24 protein-coding genes are annotated in these 25027 nt (G+C 73.8%); 9 read left to right on the plus strand and 15 right to left on the minus strand.

Going from position 1 to position 25027, the window contains the following annotated elements; genetic code table 11:
• The first annotated feature begins 59 nt into the window (after positions 1-59).
• Complete coding sequence (locus ACA514_RS10955) at positions 60-1133, plus strand: nitrous oxide reductase family maturation protein NosD (RefSeq protein ID WP_375040942.1); 1074 nt, start codon at positions 60-62, stop codon at positions 1131-1133.
• A 103-nt stretch (positions 1134-1236) separates the two neighbouring features.
• Positions 1237-1830, plus strand: coding sequence for a pyridoxamine 5'-phosphate oxidase family protein (locus ACA514_RS10960; protein WP_375040943.1), 594 nt, complete (start codon positions 1237-1239; stop codon positions 1828-1830).
• Positions 1831-1860: 30 nt separating this feature from the next.
• Here the strand turns inward: ACA514_RS10960 and ACA514_RS10965 are convergent, their stop codons facing one another.
• From ACA514_RS10965 to ACA514_RS10980, 4 genes are all read right to left on the minus strand, one after another.
• Positions 1861-2796, minus strand: coding sequence for a CU044_5270 family protein (locus ACA514_RS10965; RefSeq protein ID WP_375040944.1), 936 nt, complete (start codon positions 2794-2796; stop codon positions 1861-1863).
• A complete protein-coding gene (locus ACA514_RS10970; RefSeq protein ID WP_375040945.1) occupies positions 2789-3394 on the minus strand; it encodes an RNA polymerase sigma factor in 606 nt (201 codons plus the stop codon). The genes ACA514_RS10965 and ACA514_RS10970 overlap by 8 nt, the downstream gene beginning before the upstream one ends.
• A 105-nt stretch (positions 3395-3499) precedes the next feature.
• Positions 3500-4354 (minus strand): oxidoreductase, encoded by an 855-nt coding sequence (locus ACA514_RS10975; protein WP_375040946.1) that lies wholly within the window; start codon positions 4352-4354, stop codon positions 3500-3502.
• A 25-nt stretch (positions 4355-4379) separates the two neighbouring features.
• On the minus strand, positions 4380-4604 hold the full coding sequence (locus tag ACA514_RS10980; protein WP_375040947.1) for a hypothetical protein: 225 nt from the start codon (positions 4602-4604) through the stop codon (positions 4380-4382).
• 42 nt (positions 4605-4646) lie between these two features.
• Here ACA514_RS10980 and ACA514_RS10985 point away from each other — a divergent pair, with 42 nt between their 5' ends.
• Genes ACA514_RS10985 through ACA514_RS10995 form a run of 3 tightly spaced genes read left to right on the plus strand, consistent with a single transcriptional unit; the run spans position 4647 to position 6092 of the window.
• Positions 4647-5159, plus strand: a complete 513-nt coding sequence (locus ACA514_RS10985; protein WP_375040948.1) for an RNA polymerase sigma factor — start codon at positions 4647-4649, stop codon at positions 5157-5159.
• Positions 5156-5614 carry a hypothetical protein gene (locus tag ACA514_RS10990; RefSeq protein WP_375040949.1) on the plus strand — a complete coding sequence of 153 codons (459 nt, stop codon included), beginning with the start codon at positions 5156-5158 and terminating at the stop codon, positions 5612-5614. The genes ACA514_RS10985 and ACA514_RS10990 overlap by 4 nt, the downstream gene beginning before the upstream one ends.
• Positions 5615-5660: 46 nt before the next feature.
• A complete protein-coding gene (locus tag ACA514_RS10995; protein WP_375040950.1) occupies positions 5661-6092 on the plus strand; it encodes a DUF3995 domain-containing protein in 432 nt (143 codons plus the stop codon).
• Between the two features lie 25 nt (positions 6093-6117).
• Here the strand turns inward: ACA514_RS10995 and ACA514_RS11000 are convergent, their stop codons facing one another.
• Both ACA514_RS11000 and ACA514_RS11005 read right to left on the minus strand, forming a co-directional pair.
• Complete coding sequence (locus ACA514_RS11000) at positions 6118-6801, minus strand: response regulator (RefSeq protein WP_375040951.1); 684 nt, start codon at positions 6799-6801, stop codon at positions 6118-6120.
• Positions 6789-7946, minus strand: coding sequence for a sensor histidine kinase (locus tag ACA514_RS11005; RefSeq protein ID WP_375040952.1), 1158 nt, complete (start codon positions 7944-7946; stop codon positions 6789-6791). Before ACA514_RS11005 ends, ACA514_RS11000 begins: the two co-directional genes overlap by 13 nt.
• 130 nt (positions 7947-8076) lie before the next feature.
• Between ACA514_RS11005 and ACA514_RS11010 the strand changes: the two genes are divergently transcribed.
• Positions 8077-8487 carry a DUF6069 family protein gene (locus ACA514_RS11010; protein WP_375040953.1) on the plus strand — a complete coding sequence of 137 codons (411 nt, stop codon included), beginning with the start codon at positions 8077-8079 and terminating at the stop codon, positions 8485-8487.
• Between the two features lie 55 nt (positions 8488-8542).
• Here the strand turns inward: ACA514_RS11010 and ACA514_RS11015 are convergent, their stop codons facing one another.
• The 6 genes from ACA514_RS11015 to ACA514_RS11040 all read right to left on the minus strand — a co-directional run bounded on the left by ACA514_RS11015 (position 8543) and on the right by ACA514_RS11040 (position 17369).
• Positions 8543-9571, minus strand: a complete 1029-nt coding sequence (locus ACA514_RS11015) for a family 2 encapsulin nanocompartment cargo protein polyprenyl transferase (RefSeq protein WP_375040954.1) — start codon at positions 9569-9571, stop codon at positions 8543-8545.
• 51 nt (positions 9572-9622) lie between these two features.
• Complete coding sequence (locus ACA514_RS11020) at positions 9623-10993, minus strand: family 2B encapsulin nanocompartment shell protein (protein ID WP_375040955.1); 1371 nt, start codon at positions 10991-10993, stop codon at positions 9623-9625.
• Positions 10990-13386: a hypothetical protein gene (locus ACA514_RS11025; RefSeq protein ID WP_375040956.1), complete on the minus strand. Its 2397-nt coding sequence runs from the start codon at positions 13384-13386 to the stop codon at positions 10990-10992. Before ACA514_RS11025 ends, ACA514_RS11020 begins: the two co-directional genes overlap by 4 nt.
• Complete coding sequence (locus ACA514_RS11030; protein WP_375040957.1) at positions 13386-14819, minus strand: family 2B encapsulin nanocompartment shell protein; 1434 nt, start codon at positions 14817-14819, stop codon at positions 13386-13388. Before ACA514_RS11030 ends, ACA514_RS11025 begins: the two co-directional genes overlap by 1 nt.
• A gap of 489 nt (positions 14820-15308) precedes the next feature.
• Positions 15309-16730, minus strand: coding sequence for an MFS transporter (locus tag ACA514_RS11035; RefSeq protein ID WP_375040958.1), 1422 nt, complete (start codon positions 16728-16730; stop codon positions 15309-15311).
• Between the two features lie 87 nt (positions 16731-16817).
• A complete protein-coding gene (locus tag ACA514_RS11040) occupies positions 16818-17369 on the minus strand; it encodes a hypothetical protein (protein WP_375040959.1) in 552 nt (183 codons plus the stop codon).
• A 409-nt stretch (positions 17370-17778) separates the two neighbouring features.
• Between ACA514_RS11040 and lpdA the strand changes: the two genes are divergently transcribed.
• The gene (gene lpdA, locus ACA514_RS11045) at positions 17779-19182 is read left to right on the plus strand and encodes a dihydrolipoyl dehydrogenase (protein ID WP_375040960.1); all 1404 of its coding nucleotides are present in this window, start codon (positions 17779-17781) and stop codon (positions 19180-19182) included.
• A 55-nt stretch (positions 19183-19237) separates the two neighbouring features.
• On the opposite strand, the gene ACA514_RS11050 is transcribed toward lpdA, so the two are convergent.
• Complete coding sequence (locus ACA514_RS11050) at positions 19238-19855, minus strand: TetR/AcrR family transcriptional regulator (protein WP_375040961.1); 618 nt, start codon at positions 19853-19855, stop codon at positions 19238-19240.
• A gap of 238 nt (positions 19856-20093) precedes the next feature.
• On the opposite strand from ACA514_RS11050, the gene ddaH reads away from it, so the two are divergent.
• Positions 20094-20936, plus strand: coding sequence for a dimethylargininase (gene ddaH / locus ACA514_RS11055; protein ID WP_375040962.1), 843 nt, complete (start codon positions 20094-20096; stop codon positions 20934-20936).
• Position 20937: 1 nt separating this feature from the next.
• Here the strand turns inward: ddaH and ACA514_RS11060 are convergent, their stop codons facing one another.
• Complete coding sequence (locus tag ACA514_RS11060; protein ID WP_375040963.1) at positions 20938-22236, minus strand: nitrate/nitrite transporter; 1299 nt, start codon at positions 22234-22236, stop codon at positions 20938-20940.
• Between the two features lie 72 nt (positions 22237-22308).
• On the opposite strand from ACA514_RS11060, the gene ACA514_RS11065 reads away from it, so the two are divergent.
• A complete protein-coding gene (locus ACA514_RS11065) occupies positions 22309-23316 on the plus strand; it encodes a hypothetical protein (protein ID WP_375040964.1) in 1008 nt (335 codons plus the stop codon).
• A gap of 2 nt (positions 23317-23318) precedes the next feature.
• Here the strand turns inward: ACA514_RS11065 and ACA514_RS11070 are convergent, their stop codons facing one another.
• Positions 23319-24776, minus strand: a complete 1458-nt coding sequence (locus ACA514_RS11070; RefSeq protein WP_375040965.1) for a wax ester/triacylglycerol synthase family O-acyltransferase — start codon at positions 24774-24776, stop codon at positions 23319-23321.
• Positions 24777-25027: the final 251 nt, after the last annotated feature.

Genomic DNA, 25027 nt, shown 5'->3' on the forward strand with positions numbered 1-25027 from the left:
GCCGAAGCCGCGGAACGCATTCGCGGCGTGCAGATCAGCCAGAAACGGAGAAAAATAGAATGAGATGGACTACCGCGGGTTCGGCCGTCGCCGTCGCCGTACTGGCCGGGCTCGTCCCCTTCGCATCCGCGGGCCAGGCATCGGCGCAGGACGGCAGCACGTCCGGACACCGGCCCCGGACGCATGTGGTGCGTCCGGGACACTCGATCCAGGCGGCCGTCGACCGGGCCCGGCCCGGCGACACCGTCCGGCTCCTCCGCGGCACCTATGACGGGGGCGTCCTCGTCAAGAAGCGCCTCACCATCCGCGGCGCCGGCGTCAAGACCGTGCTGCGGCCCGGCGGCACCGACCACTGCGCCGCCGCCCAGTCAGCCGGCACCGGCATCTGCGTCGTCGGCCGCGCCGACCACCCGGTCAAGGGCGTCACGATCAAGAACCTGACCGTGCGGAAATTCGCGAAGAACGGGGTCTTCGGCCACTACACCGACCGCCTCACCGTGGAACACGTCCTGGCCGCGAACAACGGCGAGTACGGAATCTCGGAATTCCATTCCACACGCGGCCGGTTCGCGCACAACTGGGCCGTCGACAACGGCGACGAGGCCGGCTTCTACGTCGGCGACATCGCCAACGCGCACGGGACGGTCGTCACCGGCAACCGGGCCACCGGAAACGCCATCGGCCTGCTCGTCCGGCATGCCCGCAACGTCAAGGCATGGGACAACTCACTCATCGGCAACTGCGTCGGCATCGCGCTGATCGACGACAGCCAGAAGGGCGGCCAGGGCAACACCAGGGTGTGGAAGAACAACGTCTCGAAGAACAACCGGACGTGCGCCGCGCACGAGGAGGTCCCGCCGCTCGGCGGCACCGGGGTGCTGTTCTTCGGCGGCGACCACAACGTCGTCCAGAAGAACGTCGTCAACGGCAACCGGGGCAACCTGCCGTACTCCGGCGGCATCGTGCTCTTCCGCGGGACGCCGCCGCTGAACCGGCCCGCCCGCCACAACCTCGTCCAGCTCAACGTCGTCCGCGGCAACGCGCCGTTCGACCTGGTCGACAACAGCGGCAGCGAGACCAACCGGTTCCGCGGCAACCTCTGCCGCACCTCCAACCCGGCCAGCCTCTGCTGACCTGACCCGCCCGCGAACCGGCCGCACCGGCCACCCCCAACCGGTGCGGCCGGCCCCCAGGGGGCCACTGGGGAACGGAACGGCGGGCGGTCATACTCGGGTCATGGGGAAGAGTTATGAGGGTATTGAGGGCCGGTTGCGGGAGTTCATCGAGGCGCAGCGGATCTTCTTCACCGCCACGGCGCCGTTGGACGGGGACGGGACCGTCAACCTCTCGCCGAAGGGGCTGACCGGGTCGTTCGCGGTGCTCGACGAGCTGACCGTCGCCTACCTCGACTTCGCGGGCAGCAACGCCGAGACGATCGCCCACCTGCGGGAGAACGGCCGGATCACCCTGATGTGGTGCGCGTTCGACGGCCCGCCGAACATCGTGCGGGTGCACGGGCGGGGCGAGCCGGTGTTCCGGGACGATCCGCGGTGGGGCGAGCTGATGCGCCATTTCCCGGACATCGAGGTGACCTCGCACGGGCTGCGGGCGATCATCGTGGTGCGGGCGGAGAAGATCCGCGACACCTGCGGGTACGCCGTGCCGTTCATGAGCTACGAGGGAGACCGCCCGCTGCACGGGTCGCGGTTCGCGCGGGAGACCGACGAGTCGCTCGACGCCTACTTCCACAAGAAGGAGCACGTCGCGACCAGCATCGACGGCCTGCCGGGGCTGCCCCTGCCGCTGCCGCCGCTCCCCGGGGACGCGTGACCCCGCCCGGCCGGGGCCGGGCGGGGCGTCTCAGGGGCGTTGGAACGGTTTCGTGACGACGGCCGTGGTCAGGAGGGCCGTGAGGTCGGTCTGGTCACCCTCCCCGATGTCCTGCACCACCTTCGCGCCGAGGTAGCGGTAGGTGCCCGGGGCCAGGATGATCGCCAGGCGGCCCGGGGTCGCCGTGCCGTCGAACGACCGGGCCAGCGCGATCCCCTGCCGTCCGAGCGCGTCCCTCTCGCCGCGGACGGCGTCGACGCCGGGGATCGTCGCGAGCGTCTGGAACAGCGCGGCCCGCAGCTCGGGCGGGAGGGACATGCTCAGCAGGCGTCCGATGCGGTCGAAGACGAGCTGGTCGCGCGATCCCGTGTTGTCCGGATTCTGGCCCCTGCCGTGGGCGGCGTCGGAGTACAGCCGCGCGCGGAGCGCGGACGGGCCGGTCGGCAGGGTGCGGACGTCGGCGTGCGGGCGCCGGTCGTCCTGGCCTGATCCGAGGGCCGGAGTCCGGCGCGGCCGGTTCTTGGAATCGCAGCGGCCACCGTACCGCTCCGAATACGTGGTGAAGGCCGCCATCGAGCCGTCCCGCCGGAGCCAGGTCTCCGTGCACTGGTTTCCGCCCGTCCCGCCGGGGTGGACGATCACTTCCCGCGTGTAGCTGTACGACCCCGGCCCGACCGGGGGGCCGCCGCGGGCGGTGGCCGCGGCGTCGCGCAGCACCGCCGCGGCCGCGGCGGTGGCGGACCCGTGGCCCTCCGGCGCCACGACCTGCGCCACCGTGATCGCGACGGCGGCGGCCAGTGCGGCCGCGCCGCCGAGGAGGCCCATGGCGGCCGGCTTCGGGAGGCGCGACCAGGGGCGGGCGGGACGCGCGGCGGCGGTGAGCCGGTCGCGGCCCGCGCGCAGCGCGGTGTCGGTCGGCGGCGGCACGTCGGGCCTGGCCTCGCGCAGCATCGTCATCTCATCCATCGATGTCCTCCTCGGTGGGGTCGGCGCCGCCGAGCGCCGCGCGGAGCCGGGCCCGGCCGCGCGACAGCCGGGACCGGACGGTGCCCACGGGGACGTCCAGTGCCGCGGCCACCTCCTCGTAGGTCAGGTCGGCCCAGGCCACCAGGAGCAGCGGCTCCCGGTAGGCCTTGGGCAGGTCGGCGAGCGCCCGGGCGAGCGGGCCGCGCAGCGCCTGCGCGCTCACCCGCGCCTCGCTGTCGACGGGTTCGGCGGCCGTCTCGCCGCCGAGCCGCTCCAGCAGCAGGTAGCGGGCCGTCTCGGCCTTGCGGTGCCGGGCGACGAGCCGGGTCGCGATCCCGTACAGCCAGGGCCGGGCGTCGGGGCGGGCCAGGTCGTAGCGCCGCCGTTTGCGGAAGGCGATCAGGAACGTCTCGGCCATCAGGTCGTCGGCCGGGTCGGGTCCGAGGCGGCGCGCGACGTACCGGTGGATGGCGGGCGCGTGCCGGTCGTACACCGCGGTGAACGCGTCCGGTTCCGCGAGGGATCTGCGGATCAGTTCGGCGTCGCCCTGCGCCGTTCCGGGCGGAGGGCCGGGCCGCGCCCGGATTCCGATCACCACGGGGCCGGCTGTGCGGACGGCTCTGTCATCGGGGGCCTCCAAGGGATCGCGGTGTGCCTACACCGGTTATCCCTCGGACGCCCTGTTCGGGTTCCCGCGGACGGGTCAGCCGAGCTCGGCGAGGTCTTCGGGGGTGAGGTGGAGGCCGGCGGCGGCGATGTTCTCCTCCAGGTGGGCCGGGGAGCCGGTGCCGGGGATGAGGAGGATGTTCGGGGACCGGGCGAGCAGCCAGGCGAGGGCGACCTGCGGGACGGTCGCCTGGTGGCGGGCGGCGACGGTGTTCAGGCGGTCCGCGGTGAGCGGCTGGAAGCCGCCTACCGGGAAGTACGGGACGTAGGCGATGCCCGCGTCGGCGCAGGCGTCCACGAGCGGGTCGTCGTCGCGCTGCGCGACGTTGTAGAGGTTCTGGACGCAGGCGATCGGCGCGGCCTCGCGGGCCTCGGCGAATTCGGCGGCGGAGACGTTGGAGATGCCGATGTGGCGGATCAGGCCCTCGTCGCGGAGGGCGAGGAGGGTCTCCAGCGGCCCGGCGATGGGGGTGCGGGCGTCCGCGAGTTCGCCCATGCGCAGGTTGACCGCGTCCAGGCGGTCCACGCCGAGCGAGCGGAGGTTCGCCTCGACGCCGCGGCGCAGGCCGTCGGGGGTGAGGCCGGTCTGCTCGGGGCCGGGCAGGTGGATGTCGGGGCCCTCGATCAGCGCGCCGACCTTGGTGACGATGACCAGGTCGTCGGGGTAGGGGGACAGCGCCTCGCGGATCAGCTCGTTGGCCGCCACGCCGTCCCGCGCGTAGTAGTGCGAGGTGTCGATGTGGTTCACGCCGAGTTCGACGGCGCGGCGCAGCACGGTCAGGGCCGTGTAGCGGTCGGGGCGGGGACCGCCCGGCCAGCCGGACAGCTTCATCGCGCCGTACCCGATCCGCGCGACCTCCAGGTCGCCGCCCAGTGCCCACCGCTCCGTCATGATCACAGCGTAGCCGCCGGGGGGCTCACGGCCAGCGGTAGGCGGCGCCCTGCGAAGGGACGTGGTGCGGGAGGTAGCACTTCGTCGTGACGTGCTCGTCCTTGCAGTCGAGGCACAGGTAGGTGCGGTGGCCGCGCAGGCCGCGGGCGCGGCCGCCGCAGGGCGGGCAGACGCAGGGGGACCAGCCGACGATGACGCGGCCGGGGACGAGGCGGTGACCGCGGGGGCACAGGAACGGGACATGCACCACTCGAACATACTATCGACCGACGTGGAGGATAAGGTCAGGCCGGTGAGCGCGCTGGATCCCGACGTCGTGAGGCGTGCGCAACGCGGCGACCTGATGGCGCTGAACGAGGTGCTGGAGGCGCTCACCCCGTACGTGCGCCGGCTCTGCGGGCCGATCGCGCTGCAGGACGCGCCGGACGCCGCCCAGGAGACGCTGATCGTGGTCATGCGCGAGCTGAAGGGCCTGCGCGATCCCGGCGCGCTCTTCGGCTGGGTGCGGGTCATCGCCGTCCGGGAGGCGGTGCGGGTGGCGCGGCGGTCGTCCCGGGCCGTCCCCGCCGAGCCGGTCGACCTGCCCGCGCCCGGCGACCCGTCGCTGGCCGCCGACGTCCGCGACGTCCTCGACCGGCTGTCGCCCGAGCACCGCGCCGTGCTCACGCTCCGCGACCTGGAGGGGCTGGACGAGGAGACCGCGGCGCGGATGCTGCGGGTCCCGGCCGGGACGGTCCGGAGCCGGCTGTTCCGGGCGCGGGCGCGCTTCCGGCTGAGCTGGCGCGACGAAGGGAGCCCATCGTGACCTGGCCCGTCGGAGAGCTGGACGACGTGCGCCGGCTCCGCGCGCTGGCCGCCGCGTTCCCCGGCGCCCTGGTGGAGGAGGCGGTGCTGCCGGCCGCGTTCGAGGACGTGTGGACGGTGCTCGGCGACCCGGAACGCGGCTTCCCCGGCCTGGTGCCCGACGTCCGGTCCCTGCGCGTCACCGAGCGCGAGGGCGAGCGGATGCGCGCGATGGTCCACGGCCGTTCGGGAATGCGCGCGCGCTTCGACATGGTGCTGCGCCCCGGCCGGTGCCTGATGCAGAGCCGGCTGCTGGTGTTCGGCATGGCCGCCGTCCCGGCCGGGGACGCCACCCGCTTCGCCTACATGGCCGGGATCCGTGCCCCGGGCATGCGCATCGCGGGCCCGCCGCTGCGGCGGCTGCTCGGCCCCGTCGTCCTGCGCCGGTTCGTCAGGCGGTTCACGCCGCCGGAGTGACGCACGTCACGGGAGTGCCACGGCCGTCCCGGCTCCTCTTCCAGACATGGAAACCTACGAAACGGCCGCCGTCCTGACGGCCGCGGTCCTCGTCCTGGACGCGCTGCTGCACGTGTACTGGATGACCGGCCGCACCTGGCCCGCACGCGACGTGACCGCCCTGTCCCGCGGCCTGCTGAACGCGGACGTCCCCTTCACGCCGCGTGTCCTGGCCCCGCTCGTTCTCGTCCTGTCGGCGGGGGCGGTCGCCGTGCTGGCCCGGGCCGACGTGATCCTGCCCGGCCTGCCGGGGTGGCTACCGGCGGCCGGAACCGTCGCCGTCGCCGCCGGGCTCGGCCTGCGCACCGGCGCGGGCGTCGTCTGGGCCCTGGGCGTCGGCGCCCGCAGAGACTCCGCCTTCTACAAGCTCAACCTGGCCGTCTACACCCCGGTCTGCGTCGTGCTGACCGCCGCGACCCTGCGCGTGGCCCTGGCCTGACGCCCCCGGGCCCGCCGAGGCCGGATCAGGCGAGGCCGGCGTCGTGGGCGAGCAGGGCGATCTGGGTGCGGTTGTCCAGGCTCAGCTTGGTGAAGATGCTGGACACGTGGGCCTTGACGGTCGCCACGCTCATGAACAGCTCGGCGCCGATCTCGGCGTTGGAGCGGCCCGCGCCGATCGCGGCGACCACGTCGTTCTCGCGCGGGCTGAGCCTGGCGAGCGCCGCGCGGGCGCGCTCGTAGGCGCCCGCCTGAGTGGCGGCGCGGTCCATCAGGCGGCGGGTGATCCGCGGCGAGAGGATCGGATCGCCGGCCGCGACGTGCCGGACGGCGTCGACGATCTGCGCGGGCGGGGTGTCCTTCAGCAGGAACCCGCTCGCGCCGGCGCGCAGCGCCTGCAGGATGTTCTCGTCGGTGTCGAACGTCGTGAGGACGATGACCTCCGGCGCCGGTTCCCGGCGGCGCAGGGCGCGGGTGGCGGCGATGCCGTCCACCCGCGGCATCCGCAGGTCCATCAGGACGACGTCGGGCGCGTGCCGGTCGGCGGCCGCGGGCACCTCGCCGCCGTCCGCCGCCTCCCCGACGACCGAGATGCCGTGGACGCCGTCCAGCATCATCGACAGGCCGGCGCGGACGAGCGCGTCGTCGTCCACGATCAGCACGCGCAGGGGGCGGTCCCCCGCCGCCTCGGCGGACGTCACGCCGGCCATGGTAGCCAGGCGTGCAGCCGGAACTCGCCGGCGGCGACCTCGTGGTCCAGCCGGCCGCCCGCCAGCTGCACCCGCTCGGTCAGCCCGACCAGGCCCGTCCCGGTGCCGGGGGCGAGCGGCGCGGTGCCGTCCGGCGGCAGCGGGTTGCGGATGTCGATCACCAGCCGGGTGCCGGGGCGGCCCTCGATCGCCACCCGCACCGGCCGGCCCGCCGCGTGCTTGCGGGCGTTCGTCAGCCCCTCCTGCACAACCCGGTACGCGGTGCGCCCGGCGGCGGCGGGCAGCGCGGCGGGCTCGACCACCGCGTCCCGCAGCTGCACGCTGCCGCCCGCGTCGAGGGACTCGGCCACCAGGTCCGGCAGGTCGGTGAGGACGGGCTGCGGGCGGTCGTCGCCGCCGGCGTCCTCGTCCCGCAGGACGCTGATCACCTCGCGCAGCTCGTCGAGGGCCTGGTGCACCCCGGCGCGGACGACGCCGGCGGCCTGCGCGAGCTTCTCCGGCGGCGCGTCCGGGCGGTACTCCAGCGCGCCCGCGTACGTGGCGAGCAGCGACAGCCGGTGCGCGAGGACGTCGTGCATCTCGCGGGCCATGCGGGTGCGCTCCAGCATCCGCGCCTCGGCGACGCGGCGGCCCTGCTCGGCCTCGGCGCGGCGGGCCCGCTCGCGCAGCGACGCCAGCAGCGCGCGGCGCGCCTGCGACAGCGCGCCCCAGCCGACGAGCGCGGCGTAGGCGAGGGCGACCAGCAGCAGCCACCAGGCGTAGGTGATGCCGCCCATGGGCCGCCAGATCCCGCGCGCCGCGTGCGCGGCGATCCCTGCCGCGCCGACCGCGACCGCGACCGGGAACCGGCGCCGTTGCGCGACGTGCAACGCGCCGAACGTGGCCGCCGGCGTCACCGCCGGGGACAGCGCGGCCAGCACGGTCAGCGCGACCGTGCCGGGCACCGGGCGCCGCAGGACGAGCGGCGACAGCACGCAGGCCAGCACCCCGGCCGCGATGTCGAGGCCGAGCGGCACCGGATCCTCCGCGGGCCGGCCCCAGAGCGTCACCGCGCCCAGCGCCCCGACGGCGGCGACGGCCATGGCCGCGCCGACGGCGAACCGCGGCCCGGGCCGTTCGGCTTCGCAGACGTTCTCGCTGTTCACCGGGCCAGCGTAAGGCGGGGCCCGACGGCCGCGACACCTACCGAAGTAGGGGGTGCCCCGGCCCGCGGGCGGACCCGGCGCGGCCGCGCGCCCGATGCGCCGCGCCCCGACCGGCGGCGATCGTGGTGGCATGAACGAGACCACCGCAACCCGCCCCGTCCCCGCCGGCACCGCCGTCCGGCGCGCCCTCACCGTGCTCGCCGCGGCCGCCGCCGCGCTGCTGGTCTGGGTGATCGCCGACCCGATCGCCGGGGCCGGCATGCACGCCCGCGGACAGCACGTCGGCCCCGCCGCCGTGCTGGTGTCCACGCTGCTGATCGGCCTGGCCGGCTGGGGGCTGCTGGCCGTCATGGAGCGCCGCGCGAAGCGCCCCGGCCGCACCTGGGGGATCACCGCCGGCATCGCCCTCGGCCTGTCGATGACCGGGCCGATGGACTCCGAGGGCGCGGGCACCTACGCCGCGCTGACGGCGATGCACCTGGTCGTCGGCGCCGTCCTGATCGCGGGCCTGGGCCGCACCGCCGCGCGCGGCCGCTGCTAGGAGACGGGCTCGTCGTGCAGCGGCAGGGGCCGGCAGCGCCCGTCCGGCGGGCGGGTCAGTGGTCCCGGTGGGTGAGCAGGTGCGCCACCGCCCGCAGCTCCGCGGCGGCGGCCGGGACGGGATCGGCGGCGTCCAGTTCGGCGAGGGCGCTCGCGACCAGGGCGTCCGCCTCCGCCGCCGCCCAGTCCCGGCCGCCGGCCGCCTCGATCAGCGCGGCGGCGCGGGCCGGCTCGTCGCCGGCGAGCGCGCCGGGCCGCAGGTACAGCGCCGCCAGCTCCGCCCCCGCCGCCGTGCCCGACGTCAGCGCCGCCACCACCGGCAGCGACTTCTTCCGGTTGCGCAGGTCGGAGTGGACGGGCTTGCCGGTGACGGCCGGGTCGCCCCAGATGCCGAGCAGGTCGTCCACGAGCTGGAACGCCAGCCCGAGCCGCTCGCCGAACACCCGGAACCGGGACGCGCGCCCGGCGCCGCCCCCGTACAGGGCGCCGAGCGCGCACGCGCCGCCGAGCAGCGCGCCGGTCTTCCCGCCCGCCATCGCCAGGCATTCGGCGAGCGTGACGTCGGTGCGGTCCTCGAACGAGGTGTCGGCGCTCTGCCCCTCCACCAGCTCCAGGACCGCGCGGCTGAGCACCCGGGCCGCGCCCGCCGGGTCCGGGGACGGCGCGTCCGCGAGCGCCTCGTAGGCGCCGGCGAGCAGCCCGTCCCCGGCGAGGATCGCGGCGCTGACCCCGAACACCGTCCACGCGGTGGGCCGGTGCCGGCGGGTGCGGTCGCCGTCCATGACGTCGTCGTGCAGCAGCGAGAAGTTGTGCGTCAGCTCGACCGCGACGGCGGCCGGCAGGGCGGCGGCCGCCGTCCCGCCGGCCGCCTCGGCCGCCAGCAGCGTCAGCGCCGGGCGGACGGCCTTGCCGCCCGCCCCCGCCGCCGGCCGGCCCGCCTCGTCGCGCCACCCGAAGTGGAACTCGGCGATGCCGCGCATCGAGCCGGGCATCGCCTCGACGACGGCGCGCAGCGCGGGCTCCACCAGCTCCCGGCTCCACGCCAGGATCTCGGCGGCGGATCGGGCGGAGGTCTCCACCGACATCTCGTCTCCCTCGTTCCCTTCCGGGGGGCGCCCCGGTCCCGGCGGGCCGGGCTAGCGGCCGATCTCGACGTTCTCCAGCACGCCGAGCGCGTCGGGCACCAGCACCGCGGCGGTGTAGTAGGCGCTGACCAGGTACGACAGGATCGCCTTGTCGTCGATGCCGGTGAAGCGCACCGACAGGCCGGGCTGCACCTCGTCGGGGATGCCGGTGCGGTGCAGCCCGATGACGCCCTGGTCGTCCTCGCCGGTCCGCATCGCCAGGATCGAGGTGGTGCCGGTGTCGCTGACGGGGATCTTGTCGCACGGGTAGATCGGGACGCCGCGCCAGGCCTGGACGCGCCGCCCGCCGTCCACCTCGGCGGTGCCCGGGTACACGCCGCGGCGGGTGCACTCGCGGCCGAACGCGGCGATCGCCTTCGGGTGGGCGAGGTAGAAGCGGGTCTTGCGGCGCCGGGCGAGCAGCTCGTCCATGTCGTCGGGGGTGGGCGGGCCGCCGCGGGTCTGGATGCGGTGCCGCAGGTCGGCGTTGTGCAGCAGGCCGAAGTCCCGGTTGTTGACCAGCTCGTCCTCCTGCCGCTCCCGGATCTCCTCGATGGTGAGCCGCAGCTGCTGCTCGATCTGGTTCATCGGCTTGTTGTAGAGGTCGGCGACGCGGGTATGGACGCGCAGCAGCGTTTGCGTCACGGCCATCTCGTACTCGCGCGGCGAGGTCTCGTAGTCGACGAACGTGCCGGGCAGGGCGGGCTCGCCGTCGTGCCCGGACGACAGGTCGATGGCGGCCTCGCCGTGCCGGGTCTGCGGCGGCTTGGGCGCGTTGCGGTACTCCTCCAGGCGCGCGCGCAGCGCCTCCGACCGGTCGGTGGCCTCCTCGATCGCGGCCGGGGAGAGGGTCAGCACGATGGCCGGGGTGATGGCCCGGAACGTGTGCGGCCATTCGCCGGCGTCGCCGGCCAGGGCCCGGTCGCCGAAGAAGTCGCCGCCGTCGCGGATGCCGACCTGCGTCTCGCCGCCGTACTCGCCGGTCCCGACCTCGGCGATCTTGCCGTGCGCGATCAGGTGGACGCGGTCCATCGGGTCGCCGGCGGTGGCGATCGTGTCGCCGGGGGCGTACTCGGCCTGCGTGAACCGGCCGGCGAGCGCGTCCAGCACCATCGCGTCCAGGCCGCTGAGCTGCGGCAGCTCCACCAGCTCGCCGGGGATGACGCGGACGTTGGCGCCGTCGTTGACGAACGTCACCCGCCCGTCGCCCAGCTCGTAGGTGAGCCGGCGGTTCACCCGGTAGACGCCGGCGTCCGCCCGCACCCACGGCAGCAGGGTCAGCAGCCACCGCGGGGTGATGCCCTGCATCTGCGGCACGGACTTGGTCGTCGTCGCGAGATTGCGCGCTGCCCGCGTGCTCAGGGCCAGCTGCGGGTCGGTCATGTGCCGCTACCTCCGGGGATCGCTGGTCGGATCTGGCTGTGCTGGGGCGGCGCGGTCCGCGCCGCCGCCGGACGGGCCGGCGCGCGGGCCGCCGCGGTGCCGAGCCCGGACGGGCCCGCCGGGACGCCGGCCGCCGGGAGCCCGGCGGACGCCCCGTCACCGCCGACGGGCGCCGCTGCCCCGCCGGCGGGCGCCGCGTCGCCTACGGGCCGGGCGTAGCGGCCGGTGGTCGTGGACCAGTGCAGGTCGCCGGCCATCCAGCGGCGCATCGCCTCGACGTAGCGGGCCAGGCCGGCGCGGGCCGCGGCGTCCAGCCCGTGCTCGGCGGCGAGGACCGGCAGCCCGGTCGCGGCGGTCCGCTCGAACTGCCGGACACGCGCCTCGACCAGGTCGGCGACGATGTCGGCGGCGCGCTGCGTCCCGCAGCCGAGGAACCGCTGGACGGCCACCACGCCGTTGTTGTGCTCGCCCTCGACCTCGGTCTCCTTGTGGAAGGAGAGCAGGTCGTTGCGGAGCCCGTGGACGTCGGCGAACGTGTCGCGCAGCGCCTGCATCGGCGTGGACGACAGGACGTCCTCCGGCAGCCCGCCCGCGAGGGCGTGCCGCAGGAGCCCGGCGGTGAACGCGGCGCCGCTCGTCCTGCGGCGCATCTCGACGTAGTCGACCGGGTCGGGGACGCGGTTCTGCAGCAGCCCCGCCAGCTCCCACAGCCAGCTGTCGGTGAGCCGCCGCAGCGCCTCGGCGAGCCCGGCCCGCTCGTCCTCGGACATGGCGGCGGCGGTGCGGGCCCGCAGGTCGGCGAGCCCCCGCTCGACGGGGTCGGACGGCTCGGCGCCCGCCGGCGGCGCGAGCAGCCGGGCCGTGTACGCCTTGGCGCCGGGCAGGTCGCGGGGCCGCTTGAACCGTCCGGCGAAGAAGTCGTCGAAGTAGAACCGCCACACATGCCAGTCGGCGATCAGTTCCAGCTCGGGGCCGGGCGCGTCGGGGTGGGTGAGCGCCGCGAACATCGCGTAGTCGGCGGCGTCGAACGCATCGGGCGTCCACGGGACGGCGGAACCCGCGGCCGGCGACGGCGTATCGGGGACGGCGCCGTCCACCATCCCCATCTCCCGCGCCCATGCCGCCACATGCGTGCGGAGCCCGGCGACGCGCGGGTTCACCAGCGTGTCGTACGGCAGCGTCAACGCCGGCATCCGGAACCCGCCGGAGGCGGGCGGCGGGCCGGGCGGCGGCGTCGCTGCCGACGGCGCCCCCTCGGAACCCCAGAGCCTGCGCCCGAAAGGCGGGTTGGTCAGCGACCGGATCCGCACCGCCGAGGTGCCGAAGCCGAGCAGCCCGGCGATCTCCGGCAGGCCCGCGAGCCCGCGCCGCCGCACCGCGCCCTCGTTCATGTAGCGGCTGGAGCGCAGGTGCCAGGCGTGCCCGCCGGACTGCCAGTCCTGCAGGCCCCGCGCGTAGCGCAGCACGTCGAGGCGTTCCCGCGCGTCGAGCCCGTGCTCCTCGAACAGCATCGGCAGCTCGGTGAGGGCGGTGTTCTCGAACTGCTGCATCCGCGACGTCAGCAGGTCGTTGGTGATCTCGGCGGCGCGCTGCGGCTCGGTGCCGAGGAACCGCTCCATCACCAGGACGCCGTTGTTGACCTCGCCCTCCCGCTCGGTCTCCCGCTGGTAGGAGAAGATGTCGTTGCGCAGGTGGACGGCGTCGGAGAAGGCGTCCTTCAGCACCCGGAGCGGGCGCGTCCCGGCGACCCGCGCCGGCACCTCCGCCCCGGCCGCGACCTCCACCAGGTCCGCCGACCAGGGCGCGCCGCCGACCCTGCGGCGCATGTGCACGTAGTCGATCGGGTTCGGGACGCGGGACTCGGCGATGCCGGCCAGCTCCCACGCCGATTCCCGCAGCAGGTTGCGGGTGCTCTCGGCGAACCGCGCCCGCCACTCCCGCGACATCAGCGGGACGGTCCGCTCCCACAGGTCGGCGAGCCCCCGCTCGACCGGGTTCGCCGGCTCCGGGCCGCCGGCCGCCCCGGGCGGGCCCCCCGCCTCCACGGGCATGAAGGCGGGGAGCCGCGCGAGGTACTCCTCGGCGCCCGCGAGGTCGCGGGGCCGCTTGTACCGTTCGAGGAAGTGGTCGTCGAAATAGAAGACCCACACGTACCAGTCGGTCACCAGATCCAGCACGGGGCCGGGCGCCTCGGGGTGCGTGTACGCGGTGAGCAGCGCGTAGTCGTGGGCGTCGTACTCGTCCTCGCTCCAGACCTCGGGCCCCGTCTCGTCGGGCCCGAGGATCCCCATGTCGTGCGCCCAGCGCCCGGAGTGCGCGCGGGCCGCCTCGACGCGGGGGTTCAGCCGCGCGGGGTGCGGCAGGTAGAACTCGGGGAGTTCGAACGGTCGCACTAGGCCGCACCGCCGTGCGCGATCTCGACGGACTCCAGCATGCCGAGCGCGTCCGGCACCAGGACGGCGGCCGAGTAGTAGCAGCTGACCAGGTAGTTGATGAGCGCCTTGTCGTCGATGCCCATGTACCGGACGGACAGGCCCGGCTGGTACTCGTCCGGCAGCCCGGTCTGGTGCAGGCCGATGACGCCCTGCGTCGCCTCGCCGGTGCGCATCAGCAGGATCGAGCTGGTCGCGGTCCGGCTGACGGGGATCTTGTTGCAGGGGAAGATCGGGACGCCGCGCCAGCCCGGCACCTTGTGGCCGCCGACGTCCACGCTGTCGGGGTACACGCCGCGGGCGTTGCACTCGCGGCCGAACGCCGCGATCGCCTTCGGGTGGGCGAGGAAGAACGCCGGGTCCTTCCAGACGAGGGTGAGCAGCTCGTCCATGTCGTCGGGGGTGGGCGGCCCGAGCCGGGTGTGCACGCGCTGCGCCAGGTCGGTGTTGTGCAGCAGCCCGAAGTCCCGGTTGTTGACCAGCTCGTGCTCCTGGCGCTCGCGCAGCGCCTCGATGGTCAGCCGGAGCTGCTGCTCCACCTGGTCCATCGGCTCGTTGTAGAGGTCGGCGACGCGGGTGTGCACCCGCAGCACCGTCTGCGCGACGCTCAGCTCGTACTCGCGCGGGGCGCCCTCGTAGTCGACGAACGTGCCGGGCAGCACCGGCTCGCCGTCGTGCCCGGACGCCAGGTCGATCGCGGCCTCGCCGTGCGCGTTCGCCGACCGCCCGGGGTCGGCCCGGTACCCGTCCAGGTGCGCCTGGAGCGACGCGGACTGGCCGAGCGTCTCCTGGAAGTCGGCCTCGCTCATGCTGAGCACCGTCACCGTGGTCAGCGCCTTGACGGTGTGGTCCCAGGTCGCCGGCTCCGCGCCCTCGCCGGTGCCGACGAGGGTCTGCTCGCCGAAGAAGTCGCCGTCGGCGAGCGTCCCGTGCACGGCCTCCCCGCCGTACTCGCCGGCCCCGACCCGGCTGAGCTTGCCGTGCACGACGAGGACCACCCGGTCGATCGGCCGGCCCTCCTCCACGATGACGTCGCCTGGTTCGTACTCCTGCTGGGTGAACCGGCCGGCCAGCGCGTCCAGGGCCAGGTCGTCCTCGTAGCCGCGCAGCGGGGGAAGCTCGCCCAGCTCGCGCGGGATGACCCGGACGTCCGCGCCGGTCGTCACGAACGTCACCCGCCCGTCGCCGACCGTGTAGGTGAGCCGCCGGTTGACGCGGTAGGCGCCGCCGTGCGCCTCCACCCACGGCAGCAGCTTCAGCAGCCACCGGGAGGTGATCCCCTGCATCTGGGGGACGGACTTGGTCGTGGTCGCCAGGTTCCGCGCCGCAGAGGTACTGAGGCTCAACTGCTCTTCCGTCACGTCCACACCACCGATTCGTCGTAGGTCTGCCATGGATGAACCAACGGAGACGCTACCGACGGTAATCAGACGGGCGCAACGAGCTATATGTTCGCCTGGCCGCCACAGAAGTCACACCGCTGAGCGATAGCCCGCGCGGGCCCGCCGGACACGATTCCGGCCGGTACCGGAACCCGGTGCGCGGGGGCGGCGCGGGGCCGCCCGCCGTCGACCTGCGTTTTTACCGTCCATAGAGGTTTCGTCGCAGGTCAGAGAGGTGCTGCGTGACCCGAATCACGCTGCGGAACGGCCCTGGCAGGGAAACCGGGACCGCATCCTGGTGTTACTCATGATGAGCATCGGACGCGGAACGGAACGCGTCCGGCGACGACGGAGGGAGGCCCCCGGTGACCATGGTCTGGACCGCACTGGCGCTCGAGACGACCGGCGCACTCGTGATCGCGGGATCGCTGGTGGGCTGGTCCCGCCGGCACTTCACCCGCTGACGCGCCGCACGCCGTCCCCCGCCCGCGCGGCGGGAGGTCAGCGTTCCGCCCCGGAACCCACCGGTTCCGGGGCGTTCTCCATTCCGACCCGCTCGATCGGCACGTTCGCCGTCTCCTTGATCATCAGGATCGGGACGAGGGCCACCGCCGCCGCGATCATGATGTAGTACGCCGGGACGTAGTTGCTGCCCGTCGCGTCGATCAGCGAGCCCACCAGCACCGCGGCCGTGCCGCCGAACAGCGACGTCGAGATGTTGTAGCCGATCGCGAACGCCCCGTACCGCACCTTCGTCGGGAACATCGCCGGGAACGTCGCGCCGATCACCGCGAGCATCAGCACCAGCAGCCCGCCGATGATCGCGTAGCCGAACGCGATGCCGAACCAGTTGTTGGTCTGCATCAGCGCGAACGCGGGCCAGCTCAGCAGGATGAACCCGATCGCCGCCATCAGCAGCACCGGCCTGCGGCCGATCCGGTCCGACAGGTGGCCGGTCGGCAGGATCACCGCCATCATCGCGGCCTCCACCCCGATCGTGACCAGCTGCGACTTCACGCTGCCCATGTGCAGGAAGTCGACCAGGTACGACGGCATGAAGGTGAGCAGCGTGTAGTCGGCGACGTTCAGCAGGAAGACGATCCCGATCAGCATCAGGATGATCTTCCAGTAGTGCTCCAGGGTCTCCTTCAGCGGCGAGCGGGCCTTCTTGCCGGACTGCTCCATCGCCTGGAACGTCGGGGTGTCCTCGATCCGGGTCCGCACGTAGAGCCCGACGATCCCGAGCGGCAGCGCGATCAGGAACGGGATCCGCCAGCCCCAGTCGTGCATCGCCGCGTCCCCGACCGCCAGGTTCACCAGCAGGACGAGCCCGGCGCCCAGGATGTAGCCGGTCAGCGTGCCGAACTCCAGGAAGCTGCCGAAGTACCCGCGGCGGTTCGTCGGCGCGTACTCGGCGATCATCGTGGCGGCGCCGCCGTACTCGCCGCCCGTCGAGAAGCCCTGGGTGAGGCGCACCGCCAGCAGCAGCAGCGGGGCCGCGATCCCGATCGTCCCGTAACCCGGCAGGATGCCGATCACGAACGTGGAGCCCGACATGAGGATGATCGTGGTGGCGAGCACCCGCTTGCGGCCGAGCCGGTCGCCCATCGGGCCGAAGAACAGCCCGCCGAACGGGCGGGCCAGGAACGCCGCGGCGATCAGTGCGAACGAGCGCAGCGTCGCGCTGCCGGAGATGTCCTCGGGGAAGAACCGCGTCCCGATGATCGAGGTCATGACCCCGGCGCTGAACACGCCGAAGTCGAACCACTCGATGCAGTTGCCCATCGCCGAGGCGATGACGGCCTTGTGCACCGCCCCGATGTCGACGCCCTCGTCGGCGGCGTGGTCGCCGCCGTGGGCCGTCCCCGCCGTCCCCGCCGTCGCCGCCGGGTCGGCGGACTCCGGACCGGACTCTGCGTTCATCCGCACCTCCCGGGCTTCCCCTGCCCGAAGATCAGCGAAGATAACGCGCGCGGTTTTGCGGTCCGGTGACTCGGCGGAGGGGCGCGGTCACGCCTTCCGGATGTTCCCGTCGGTGTCCTCGTCGCCCTCGGCGGCCGTTCCCGCCGCGTCCGCTTCTTCGGTGGGCTTCTCGGCGGGCTTCTCGGCCGGGATACCGGCGGAGCCGTCGCCGAGGGTGTCGCCCGGGTCGCCGCCGAGCAGCTCGTCGGTGAGCTCCGGGAGCGCCGCGGTGCGCGACGGGTCGTCCTCCACCAGGTCCTCGTCGTCCTCCGGGATGGCCACCAGCGCCTGCGTCTCCTGCGCGCCCCGGCTGATCACGCCGCTGGCGAGGACGGTGTTGCGGTGCCGCAGCGCGCCGTTCTCCCGCAGCAGGTCGTCCACCTCCGAGCGCGCCCGCGCGATCCGCCGGCTCAACCGGACGTGCACGAGGAAGCCGCCGGCGGCGAGCCCGAGGACGAAACCGGCGATGGGAAGCCCGACCAGCGGCGGCGCGAGCGTGGCCACCAGTGCCACGATGACGAGCGCGACGACGACCGCAAGTGCGCCAAAGTGCTGCTCCATCCAGTCGAGGACGGCGTTGACGCGCTTGGGAATCCTCACTCGGCTTCTCCTCCACTCGGCTCGGGACGGGCCGTTGCGCCCGGGGGCAGGCCATCTGAGGGCAACGATCGGCCGCCGCCGCCGTGTTCCAGCGGCACCGCGGCCTGCGGAGCGGCGCCGTCCGCGGGCGCCGGTTCCAGGACGCCGCCATGGCTCGCGCGACCGGACGGCACGGGCGCGCCTCCGGAGCGGCGCGGCCGCGCCGCTCGCGCGCCGCACGCCCCCGCGAAGGTGCACGGCGGGGGACGCTGAAAACCCTAACAGCATGTGACGACGGACCCGTACGGGCGCCCCGCGGTCACGCGGCGTGGCCGGGGAGGCCGCCCGCCGCGGTCCGCGGCGTGGCCGGGGTCACCGCGCCGCCGTCCGGGATGCGAGCACGGCCCCGCGCCGAATATCGTCGGTGAATATGAGCGAACATTTTGACGTCGTGGTCCTGGGCTCGGGTCCGGGTGGATATGTCGCCGCGATCCGGTCGGCACAGCTCGGGCTGAAGACGGCGATCATCGAGGAGCGGTACTGGGGCGGCGTGTGCCTCAACGTCGGCTGCATCCCCTCGAAGGCGCTGCTGCGCAACGCCGAGCTGGCGCACATCTTCACCCAGGAGCAGAAGACCTACGGGATCAACGTCGAGGGCAACGTCACCTTCGACTACGGCGTCGCCTACCAGCGCAGCCGCCAGGTGTCGGACAAGCTCGTCAAGGGCGTCCAGTTCCTGATGAAGAAGAACAAGATCACCTCCTATGACGGGCGCGGGACGTTCACCGACCCGAACACTCTCCAGGTCGCCAAGGGCGACGGCTCCACCGAGACCGTCACCTTCGACAGCTGCATCATCGCGGCGGGCGCGCACACCAAGCTGCTGCCGGGCACGTCCCTGTCGGAGCGGGTCGTCACCTACGAGGAGCAGATCCTCAGCTCCGAGCTGCCGGGGAGCATCGTCATCGCCGGCGCGGGCGCCATCGGCGTCGAGTTCGCCTACGTCCTGCACAACTACGGCGTGAAGGTCACGATCGTCGAGTTCCTCGACCGGGTCGCGCCGAACGAGGACGCCGACGTGTCCAAGGAGCTGGCCAAGCGGTACCGCAAGCTCGGCATCGACGTGCTGACCTCCACCCGGGTCGACGGCATCGACGACTCCGGCGAGAAGGTCAAGGTCACCGTCACCGGCAAGGACGGCGCCCAGCAGGTCATCGAGGCCGACAAGGTGCTGCAGGCGATCGGCTTCCAGCCGAACGTGGACGGCTACGGCCTGGACAAGACCGGCGTGCAGCTCACCGAGCGCGGCGCGATCGACGTGGACGGCCGCTGCCGCACCTCCGTCCCGCACATCTACGCGATCGGCGACGTCACCGCCAAGCTGATGCTCGCGCACGCCGCCGAGGCGATGGGCATCGTCGCCGCCGAGACCATCGCGGGCGCGGAGACGATGGAGCTCGACTACGTGATGATCCCCCGCGCCACCTACTGCCAGCCGCAGATCGCCTCGTTCGGCTGGACGGAGGCGCAGGCGAGGGAGCAGGGCTTCGACGTCAAGGTCGCCAAGTTCCCCTACAGCGCCAACGGCAAGGCGCTCGGCATGGGCGAGGGCGACGGCTTCGTCAAGGTGATCAGCGACGCCAGGTACGGCGAGATCCTCGGTGCGCACCTGATCGGCCCCGAGGTGACCGAGCTGCTGCCCGAGCTGACCCTCGCGCAGCAGTGGGACCTGACCGTCCACGAGGTCGCCCGCAACGTGCACGCCCACCCGTCCCTGGGCGAGGCCGTCAAGGAGGCCGTGCACGGCCTCGCCGGCCACATGATCAACCTCTAGACCGGTTCCGGCGTGCCCGTCCCCGCGGACGGGCGCGCCGCGTCCCGCCGCCCGGTCACCGCACCGCGCACCGGGCGAGCCGGACGATGCCCGCTCTGATGCGCTCCTCCCCCAGTTCGGGCAGGAGCGCCGTCACGTGCTCGGCCGACAGCGCCGCGAGCACGGCGTGCGCCGCGTACTCGGGGTCGGGCGCGCCGGGCGCGAGGATCGCCACGTGGCGGTGCCAGAACCGGTACGCGCCGATCCGGTACCGGGCGCCGGGCGCGGCGGTCTCCGACATCCGCACGAGCGCCAGGTGCTCCAGCAGGTAGTCCAGGTACGCCTCGACGAAGGCGACCAGGCGCTCCTCCTCCCCCGCTCCCGGGCCCAGCGGCGGCGGCCCGTGCAGGATCGCCTCCTGCAGCACGCGTTCCCGCGCGTCCAGCAGCGCGGCGGCGAGCCCCGCCTTGTCGCCGAAGCGCCGGAACAGCGTCCCCTTGCCGACGCCGGCCTCCGTCGCGACCTGGTCCATCGACACCGCGTCGACGCCCCGCTCGGCGAACAGCCGGGCGGCCGCCTCCAGCACCGCCGCCCGGTTGCGCGCCGCGTCCGAGCGCTCCCTGGCCGGCGGCGTGCGCAGCAGTTCCAGCGGCGTCACAGAGTTGGACTGCGGTCCGGCACCGTCTCGAGGCATAACCGGACTATAGTCCGTCTCTGGCCCGCACACCATGCTCGGCCCCATGTTCACGCCCCCTGACCGCGCCCGCCCTCCCGGCGCCGCCGACCGGCCGACCGGCCGCAACGAATCGCCGTCGCCGACCCCGAAGACGCAACGAATCCGCAGGTCAGCGCAAGATCGGCGCATTGGAACGCGGGGCTTTCCTTCCTAGGCTTTCGCTCAGTCGATGTCCTTTGGAAGCCAGGAGACGAGCATGACCGTGATGCCGGCAACGGAGCCGAGCACGCCCCTGCGGACCGCGACGCGGCGCCGCTACCTGATGTGCCGTCCCGAGCATTTCGCCGTGACGTACGCCATCAACCCGTGGATGGACCCGGCGGCGGGAGCGGACGCGGGACGGGCCGTCGAGCAATGGGAGGCGCTGCGCGCCGCCTACGTCTCGCTCGGGCACGAGGTCGACCTCGTCGACCCGATCGAGGGCCTTCCCGACATGGTCTTCGCCGCGAACGGCGCGCTCGTCGTGGGCGGGCGCGTCTACGGCGCGAAGTTCACCTTCCCCGAACGCTCCGCCGAAGGCCCCGCGTACGCCGACTGGCTCCGCAAGAACGGCTTCCCCGACGTCCTGATCCCGGAGCACACCAACGAGGGCGAGGGCGACTTCCTCACCCTGGACGGCGTCATCCTCGCGGGCACGGGATTCCGCACCGACATCGCCGCCCACCAGGAGGCGCAGGAGTTCCTCGGACGCCCCGTGGTGACGCTGCGGCTGGTCGACCCGCGCTTCTACCACCTGGACACCGCGCTGTTCCCGCTCGGCGGCGCGAACGTCGCCTACTACCCGGGCGCCTTCTCCCCCGGCAGCCGCGCCGTGCTCGAACGGCTCTTCCCCGACGCCGTCATCGCCGGTGAGGCGGACGCGGCCGTCCTCGGCCTGAACGCCGTGTGCGACGGCCGCAACGTCGTCATCAACGCCGAGGCCACCGCCCTGATCGCCGCGCTGCGCGAACGCGGGTACGACCCCGTCCCCGTGGACCTGTCCGAGCTCCGCAAGGCCGGCGGCGGCCCCAAATGCTGCACCCTGGAGCTGCGCCCCTGACTCACGGGTTCTCGGTGAGGGCGAGGTGGCGGCGGGTCAGGCGGCGGGTGCGCAGGACGCCCGCGATGCCGATCGTCCAGATGAGGGCCTGGACGGTCCAGGCGGCGCGGAAGGCGGACGGGGTGAAGTCCTTGCCGGGCGACAGGGCGTCCAGCAGCAGCCCGATCAGCAGGATCGTGACCAGCGAGGCGGCGAAGCCGCCGACGTTGACGATGCCGGTGGCGGTGCCCTGCCGGCCGGGCGGGTTGAACGTGCGGGCGAAGTCGAACCCGATCATCGAGCCGGGGCCGCCGAGCGCGATGCACACCACCAGCAGGGCCAGCAGCCAGGACGGCGCGGGCGGCGGGCAGCCGAGCACGGCGGCCCACGCGCCGGCGTTGATCGCGACGATGCCGAGGACGAGCCGGGAGCGGTGCGCCGGGTGCCGGCCGACGAACCGCCCGACGAACGGCCCGGACATCACGTTGGCCAGCACCAGCAGGGTGAGCAGGGTGGACGCGGCGGCGGGCCGCATCCCCTGGCCCGACACCAGGTACGGGTAGCCCCACATCAGCGCGAAGGTGCTGGAGGAGAACTGGGTGACGAAGTGCGTCCACAGGCCGAGCCGGGTGCCGGGATGCCGGAACGCGGCGGCGAGGTCGCGGCCCACCTGGCCGAGCGGCGGCGCGGCGGTGCGGACGGCGCCGGGCGCGCGGTCGCGCAGGACGGCGATCGCGAGCACGCCGACCAGGACGCCGAGGGCGGCGGCGGAGCCGAACGCGGTGGTCCAGCCGGGGCCGTGCAGCAGCGCGACGAGCGGGACGGCGCTGAGCACCTGGCCGAGCTGCCCGAGCAGGCCGGTGAGCTGGGTGACCAGCGGCGCCTGCCGGCCGGGGAACCAGGTGGCGACGATGGACAGCACGCTGATGAAGGTCATCGCGTCGCCGGCGCCGACCAGGACGCGGGCGGCCACGGCGGTGCCGACGCCGGTGGAGACGGCCATCAGCGCCTGCCCGGCGGCCATCAGCAGCGCGCCGCCGGCGATCATCCGGCGCGGGCCGACGCGGTCCAGCAGCAGGCCGACGGGGATCTGCAGGCCCGCGTAGACGAGCAGTTGCAGGACGGTGAAGGTGGCGAGGATGCCGGCGGACGCGTCGAAGCGGTGCACGGCGTCGAGGCCGGCGACGCCGAAGGACGTCCGGTGCAGGACCGCCGCGACGTAGGCGAGGACGCCGACTCCCCACAGCGCCCAGGCGAGGGGCGGCGCGCTCCGCCGTTCCAGGGGTTCCAGGGGGTTTTCGGTACTTTGGGCGATCTGCACGTAAAGCTATTTTAGGTCACGTATCCGGCGTCCCAGCCGGCGGGCCGGCCGGGTCGGCTACGGTCGGTGGCGATGGATCCCGACGAAACGCGGTGGCGGGACGAACGGGCGCTGCTGAACGCGGAGCGCGACCGGCTCGGGCGGCTCGCGAGCGACCTTTACCCCGGCGTTCCGCGCGTCGCGGGGACCCGGCTGATGTGCCGGGACGAATGGATTCCGCGGGCGCCCGTCCCGCTGGAGGACGTCCGGCTGGAATGGGACGCCGCGCCGGCGCCGCCCGCCGTGGCCGACCCCGCCGAGGGCCTGCCGGACGGATACCGCACCTACGCCGGCGCCATGGCGGCGCTCGCCGCGCCGCGGATCCTCGACGACCGGCCGAGCTACCGCCTGCTCGCCGCAGGCGCCGCCGGTCCGCCGGTGCTGCGGTTCGGGCCGGCCCGGTACTTCGACGGCGTGAACGTCGGCGAGGCGGTGGCGCACGAACTGGCCGCCGGCCGCGCCGACCTGCGCGGACGCGTCGGCGACCCGTGCGACCTGCGCCGCCGGACGGCGCTGTGCGCGATCACGACGCTGACCGTCACCGCGTCCGGCTCGTACGTCCTGCACTGGCGGGACCCGGCGAAGGTCGCGCACGCCGGCGGCCTCCACCAGGTCATGCCGGTCGGCGTCTTCCAGCCCCTCACCGACGAGCGCGAGGACCTCGACCTGTGGCGGTGCATGGTCCGCGAATACGCCGAGGAACTGCTCGGAATGGACGAGGACTACGGCGACGGCTTCGTCCAGGAGGAATGGCCTTTCCACCGCACGATGACGCGGGCGCGGAACGAGCGCCGGATACGGGCCCATTTCCTCGGCCTCGGCGTCGACCCGCTCACGTTCGCGCTGGACCTGCTGACCGTCGTCGTGATGGACGACGCGGCCTTCGGCGACCTGTTCGGCGGGCTCGTCGCGGTCAACGACGAGGGCCGCGTGTCGACGGCGGCGTTCGACGGGACGGTCCCGGAGCCGATGCAGCCGGCCGGGGCCGCCGCGCTCGCGCTGGCGTGGCGGCACCGGGCCGCGCTCGGCATCGGCGCCTGAGGTCAGCCCTTGCCGAGCGCCTGCCGGCTGAGCGCCCGCAGCTCGTCCAGCGCGTCGTCGAGGTGGTCGATGATCTCGGACGGGTCGGGCACGAGGTCGCGGCAGGCGACGATGCCGACGTTCACCTTGCCGTCGTAGGAGAAGACCGTGATGTTCAGGCCGCCGCTGACGTCCGTGACGACGGAGATCGGGTAGTAGCCGAGCACCCGCGCGCCGCACAGGTACAGCGGGAACTGCGGGCCCGGCACGTTCGACACCACGAGGTTCACCGGGCGCAGCGAGGCCGCCGACGCGGCCTGCAGCGCGAACCGGGTGACGGCGCCCGCGACCGGCGCGGGCAGCAGCCCGCTCATCTCCCGCACCCAGCCGCCCGCCGACGCGGTGAACCGCCGCTTGACCAGGTCCATGTCGCGGCGGACGGCGGCGTACCGGTCGGCCGGGTCGGGGACGTGCGTGGCCAGCGGCGCGCTCAGGATCGACACCTGGTTGCCGCCGGCGCCGCCGTGGCCCGGCCGCCGCAGCGACACCGGCACGCCCGCGACCAGCGGGCCGTCCGGCAGGTCGCCGCGCTTGTCCAGCCACTGCCGCAGCGCGGTCGCGCACAGCGCCATGACCACGTCGTTGACGCTGCCGCCGAGCCCGCGGCGGATCTCCTTGACGTCCGCGAGCGGCAGCTCGCCGCAGGCGACCGAGCGGCGCCGCCCGACGGGCCGGTTGAACGGGGTGGCCGGCGCGGCGACCCGGGGCAGCCGCGGCGTGCCGGGGCGGCCCAGCGCGCCCTGCACCATCGACGACACGAGCCCGACGCCCGGGACGGCCGCCAGGCCGGGGATCTCGTCCAGGTACGGGGCGGTGCGCGCGACCGACAGCGCGGACCGGACCGGATGCGCCGCCGCCCGCAGCAGCCCGGTCCCGACCATGCTCGCCGTGCTCGGGGCCCGCACGGGGGCGGCGTCGTCGGGCGGCAGCTCGCGCGGCTCGGGCGACAGGTCGAGCAGCGCGGCGAGCGTCTCGGCGGCCATCACGCCGTCGATCGCCGCGTGGTGGACCTTGATGTAGACGGCGACGCGGCCGCCCTGGAGGCCCTGGATGAGGGCGATCTCCCAGAGCGGGCGGGACCGGTCGAGCGGCTGCTCGTGCAGCATCGCCACCGCGTCGGCGAGCTGCCGGTCGTCGCCCGGCGCGGGCAGCCCGACCTCGACGATGTGCTTCTCCGGCGCGAAGTCCGGGTCGTCCTCCCAGTACGGGAAGTCCAGGCCGAACGGCACCGGGACGAGCCGGCGCCGCAGCGGCGCCGCCAGGTGCGCGCGGTCGCGGACCAGGCCCGCGACCATCTCGACCGTGAGCCGGCCGCCGGGGCACGACGCGGGGTCGAGCACCCCCAGCCCCGCGATGTGGGCATGGACGTTGCCCGTCTCGGCGTTGAGGAATGTGGCGTCCACGCTGGTCAGCTGGGTCATCTCGCGTCCCGTCCGCTCGTCCTGCGTTTGCCTGCCCTCCCAGGTTTCGGCGGTGGACGCGGTAGGTCAACGCACCGCGTCAGAAAGTAACACCGACTTAACGGGACGTTTCACCCGGTTCATCTGCCGATTCGGGGCAACCGAGAAAACTTTTCCCGATCTTCCGTCCTGATGTGGTCAGGGAATGTGACAAGCCTGATCAAGAAACCGTTCGGCCTCCGCCCCTTCGATCATCGCACTAGGCTGATGCG

Source organism: Actinomadura sp. NTSP31 (assembly GCF_041951385.1).
In the GTDB taxonomy this organism is placed as follows: Bacteria; Actinomycetota; Actinomycetes; order Streptosporangiales; family Streptosporangiaceae; genus Spirillospora; species Spirillospora napierensis.

Coding starts and splice junctions, on each gene's coding strand:
- ACA514_RS11000 (WP_375040951.1), bottom strand. CDS start 6,801: ATGGCCGGCGTGACGTCCGCCGAGGCGGCGGGGGACCGCCCCCTGCGC.
- ACA514_RS11010 (WP_375040953.1), top strand. CDS start 8,077: ATGAACGAGACCACCGCAACCCGCCCCGTCCCCGCCGGCACCGCCGTC.
- ACA514_RS10960 (WP_375040943.1), top strand. CDS start 1,237: ATGGGGAAGAGTTATGAGGGTATTGAGGGCCGGTTGCGGGAGTTCATC.
- ACA514_RS11030 (WP_375040957.1), bottom strand. CDS start 14,819: ATGGCAGACCTACGACGAATCGGTGGTGTGGACGTGACGGAAGAGCAG.
- ACA514_RS11020 (WP_375040955.1), bottom strand. CDS start 10,993: ATGACCGACCCGCAGCTGGCCCTGAGCACGCGGGCAGCGCGCAATCTC.
- ddaH (WP_375040962.1), top strand. CDS start 20,094: ATGACCGTGATGCCGGCAACGGAGCCGAGCACGCCCCTGCGGACCGCG.
- ACA514_RS11035 (WP_375040958.1), bottom strand. CDS start 16,730: ATGAACGCAGAGTCCGGTCCGGAGTCCGCCGACCCGGCGGCGACGGCG.
- ACA514_RS11015 (WP_375040954.1), bottom strand. CDS start 9,571: ATGTCGGTGGAGACCTCCGCCCGATCCGCCGCCGAGATCCTGGCGTGG.
- ACA514_RS10995 (WP_375040950.1), top strand. CDS start 5,661: ATGGAAACCTACGAAACGGCCGCCGTCCTGACGGCCGCGGTCCTCGTC.
- ACA514_RS10965 (WP_375040944.1), bottom strand. CDS start 2,796: ATGGATGAGATGACGATGCTGCGCGAGGCCAGGCCCGACGTGCCGCCG.
- ACA514_RS11050 (WP_375040961.1), bottom strand. CDS start 19,855: ATGCCTCGAGACGGTGCCGGACCGCAGTCCAACTCTGTGACGCCGCTG.
- ACA514_RS10975 (WP_375040946.1), bottom strand. CDS start 4,354: ATGACGGAGCGGTGGGCACTGGGCGGCGACCTGGAGGTCGCGCGGATC.
- ACA514_RS11065 (WP_375040964.1), top strand. CDS start 22,309: ATGGATCCCGACGAAACGCGGTGGCGGGACGAACGGGCGCTGCTGAAC.
- ACA514_RS11070 (WP_375040965.1), bottom strand. CDS start 24,776: ATGACCCAGCTGACCAGCGTGGACGCCACATTCCTCAACGCCGAGACG.
- lpdA (WP_375040960.1), top strand. CDS start 17,779: ATGAGCGAACATTTTGACGTCGTGGTCCTGGGCTCGGGTCCGGGTGGA.
- ACA514_RS10955 (WP_375040942.1), top strand. CDS start 60: ATGAGATGGACTACCGCGGGTTCGGCCGTCGCCGTCGCCGTACTGGCC.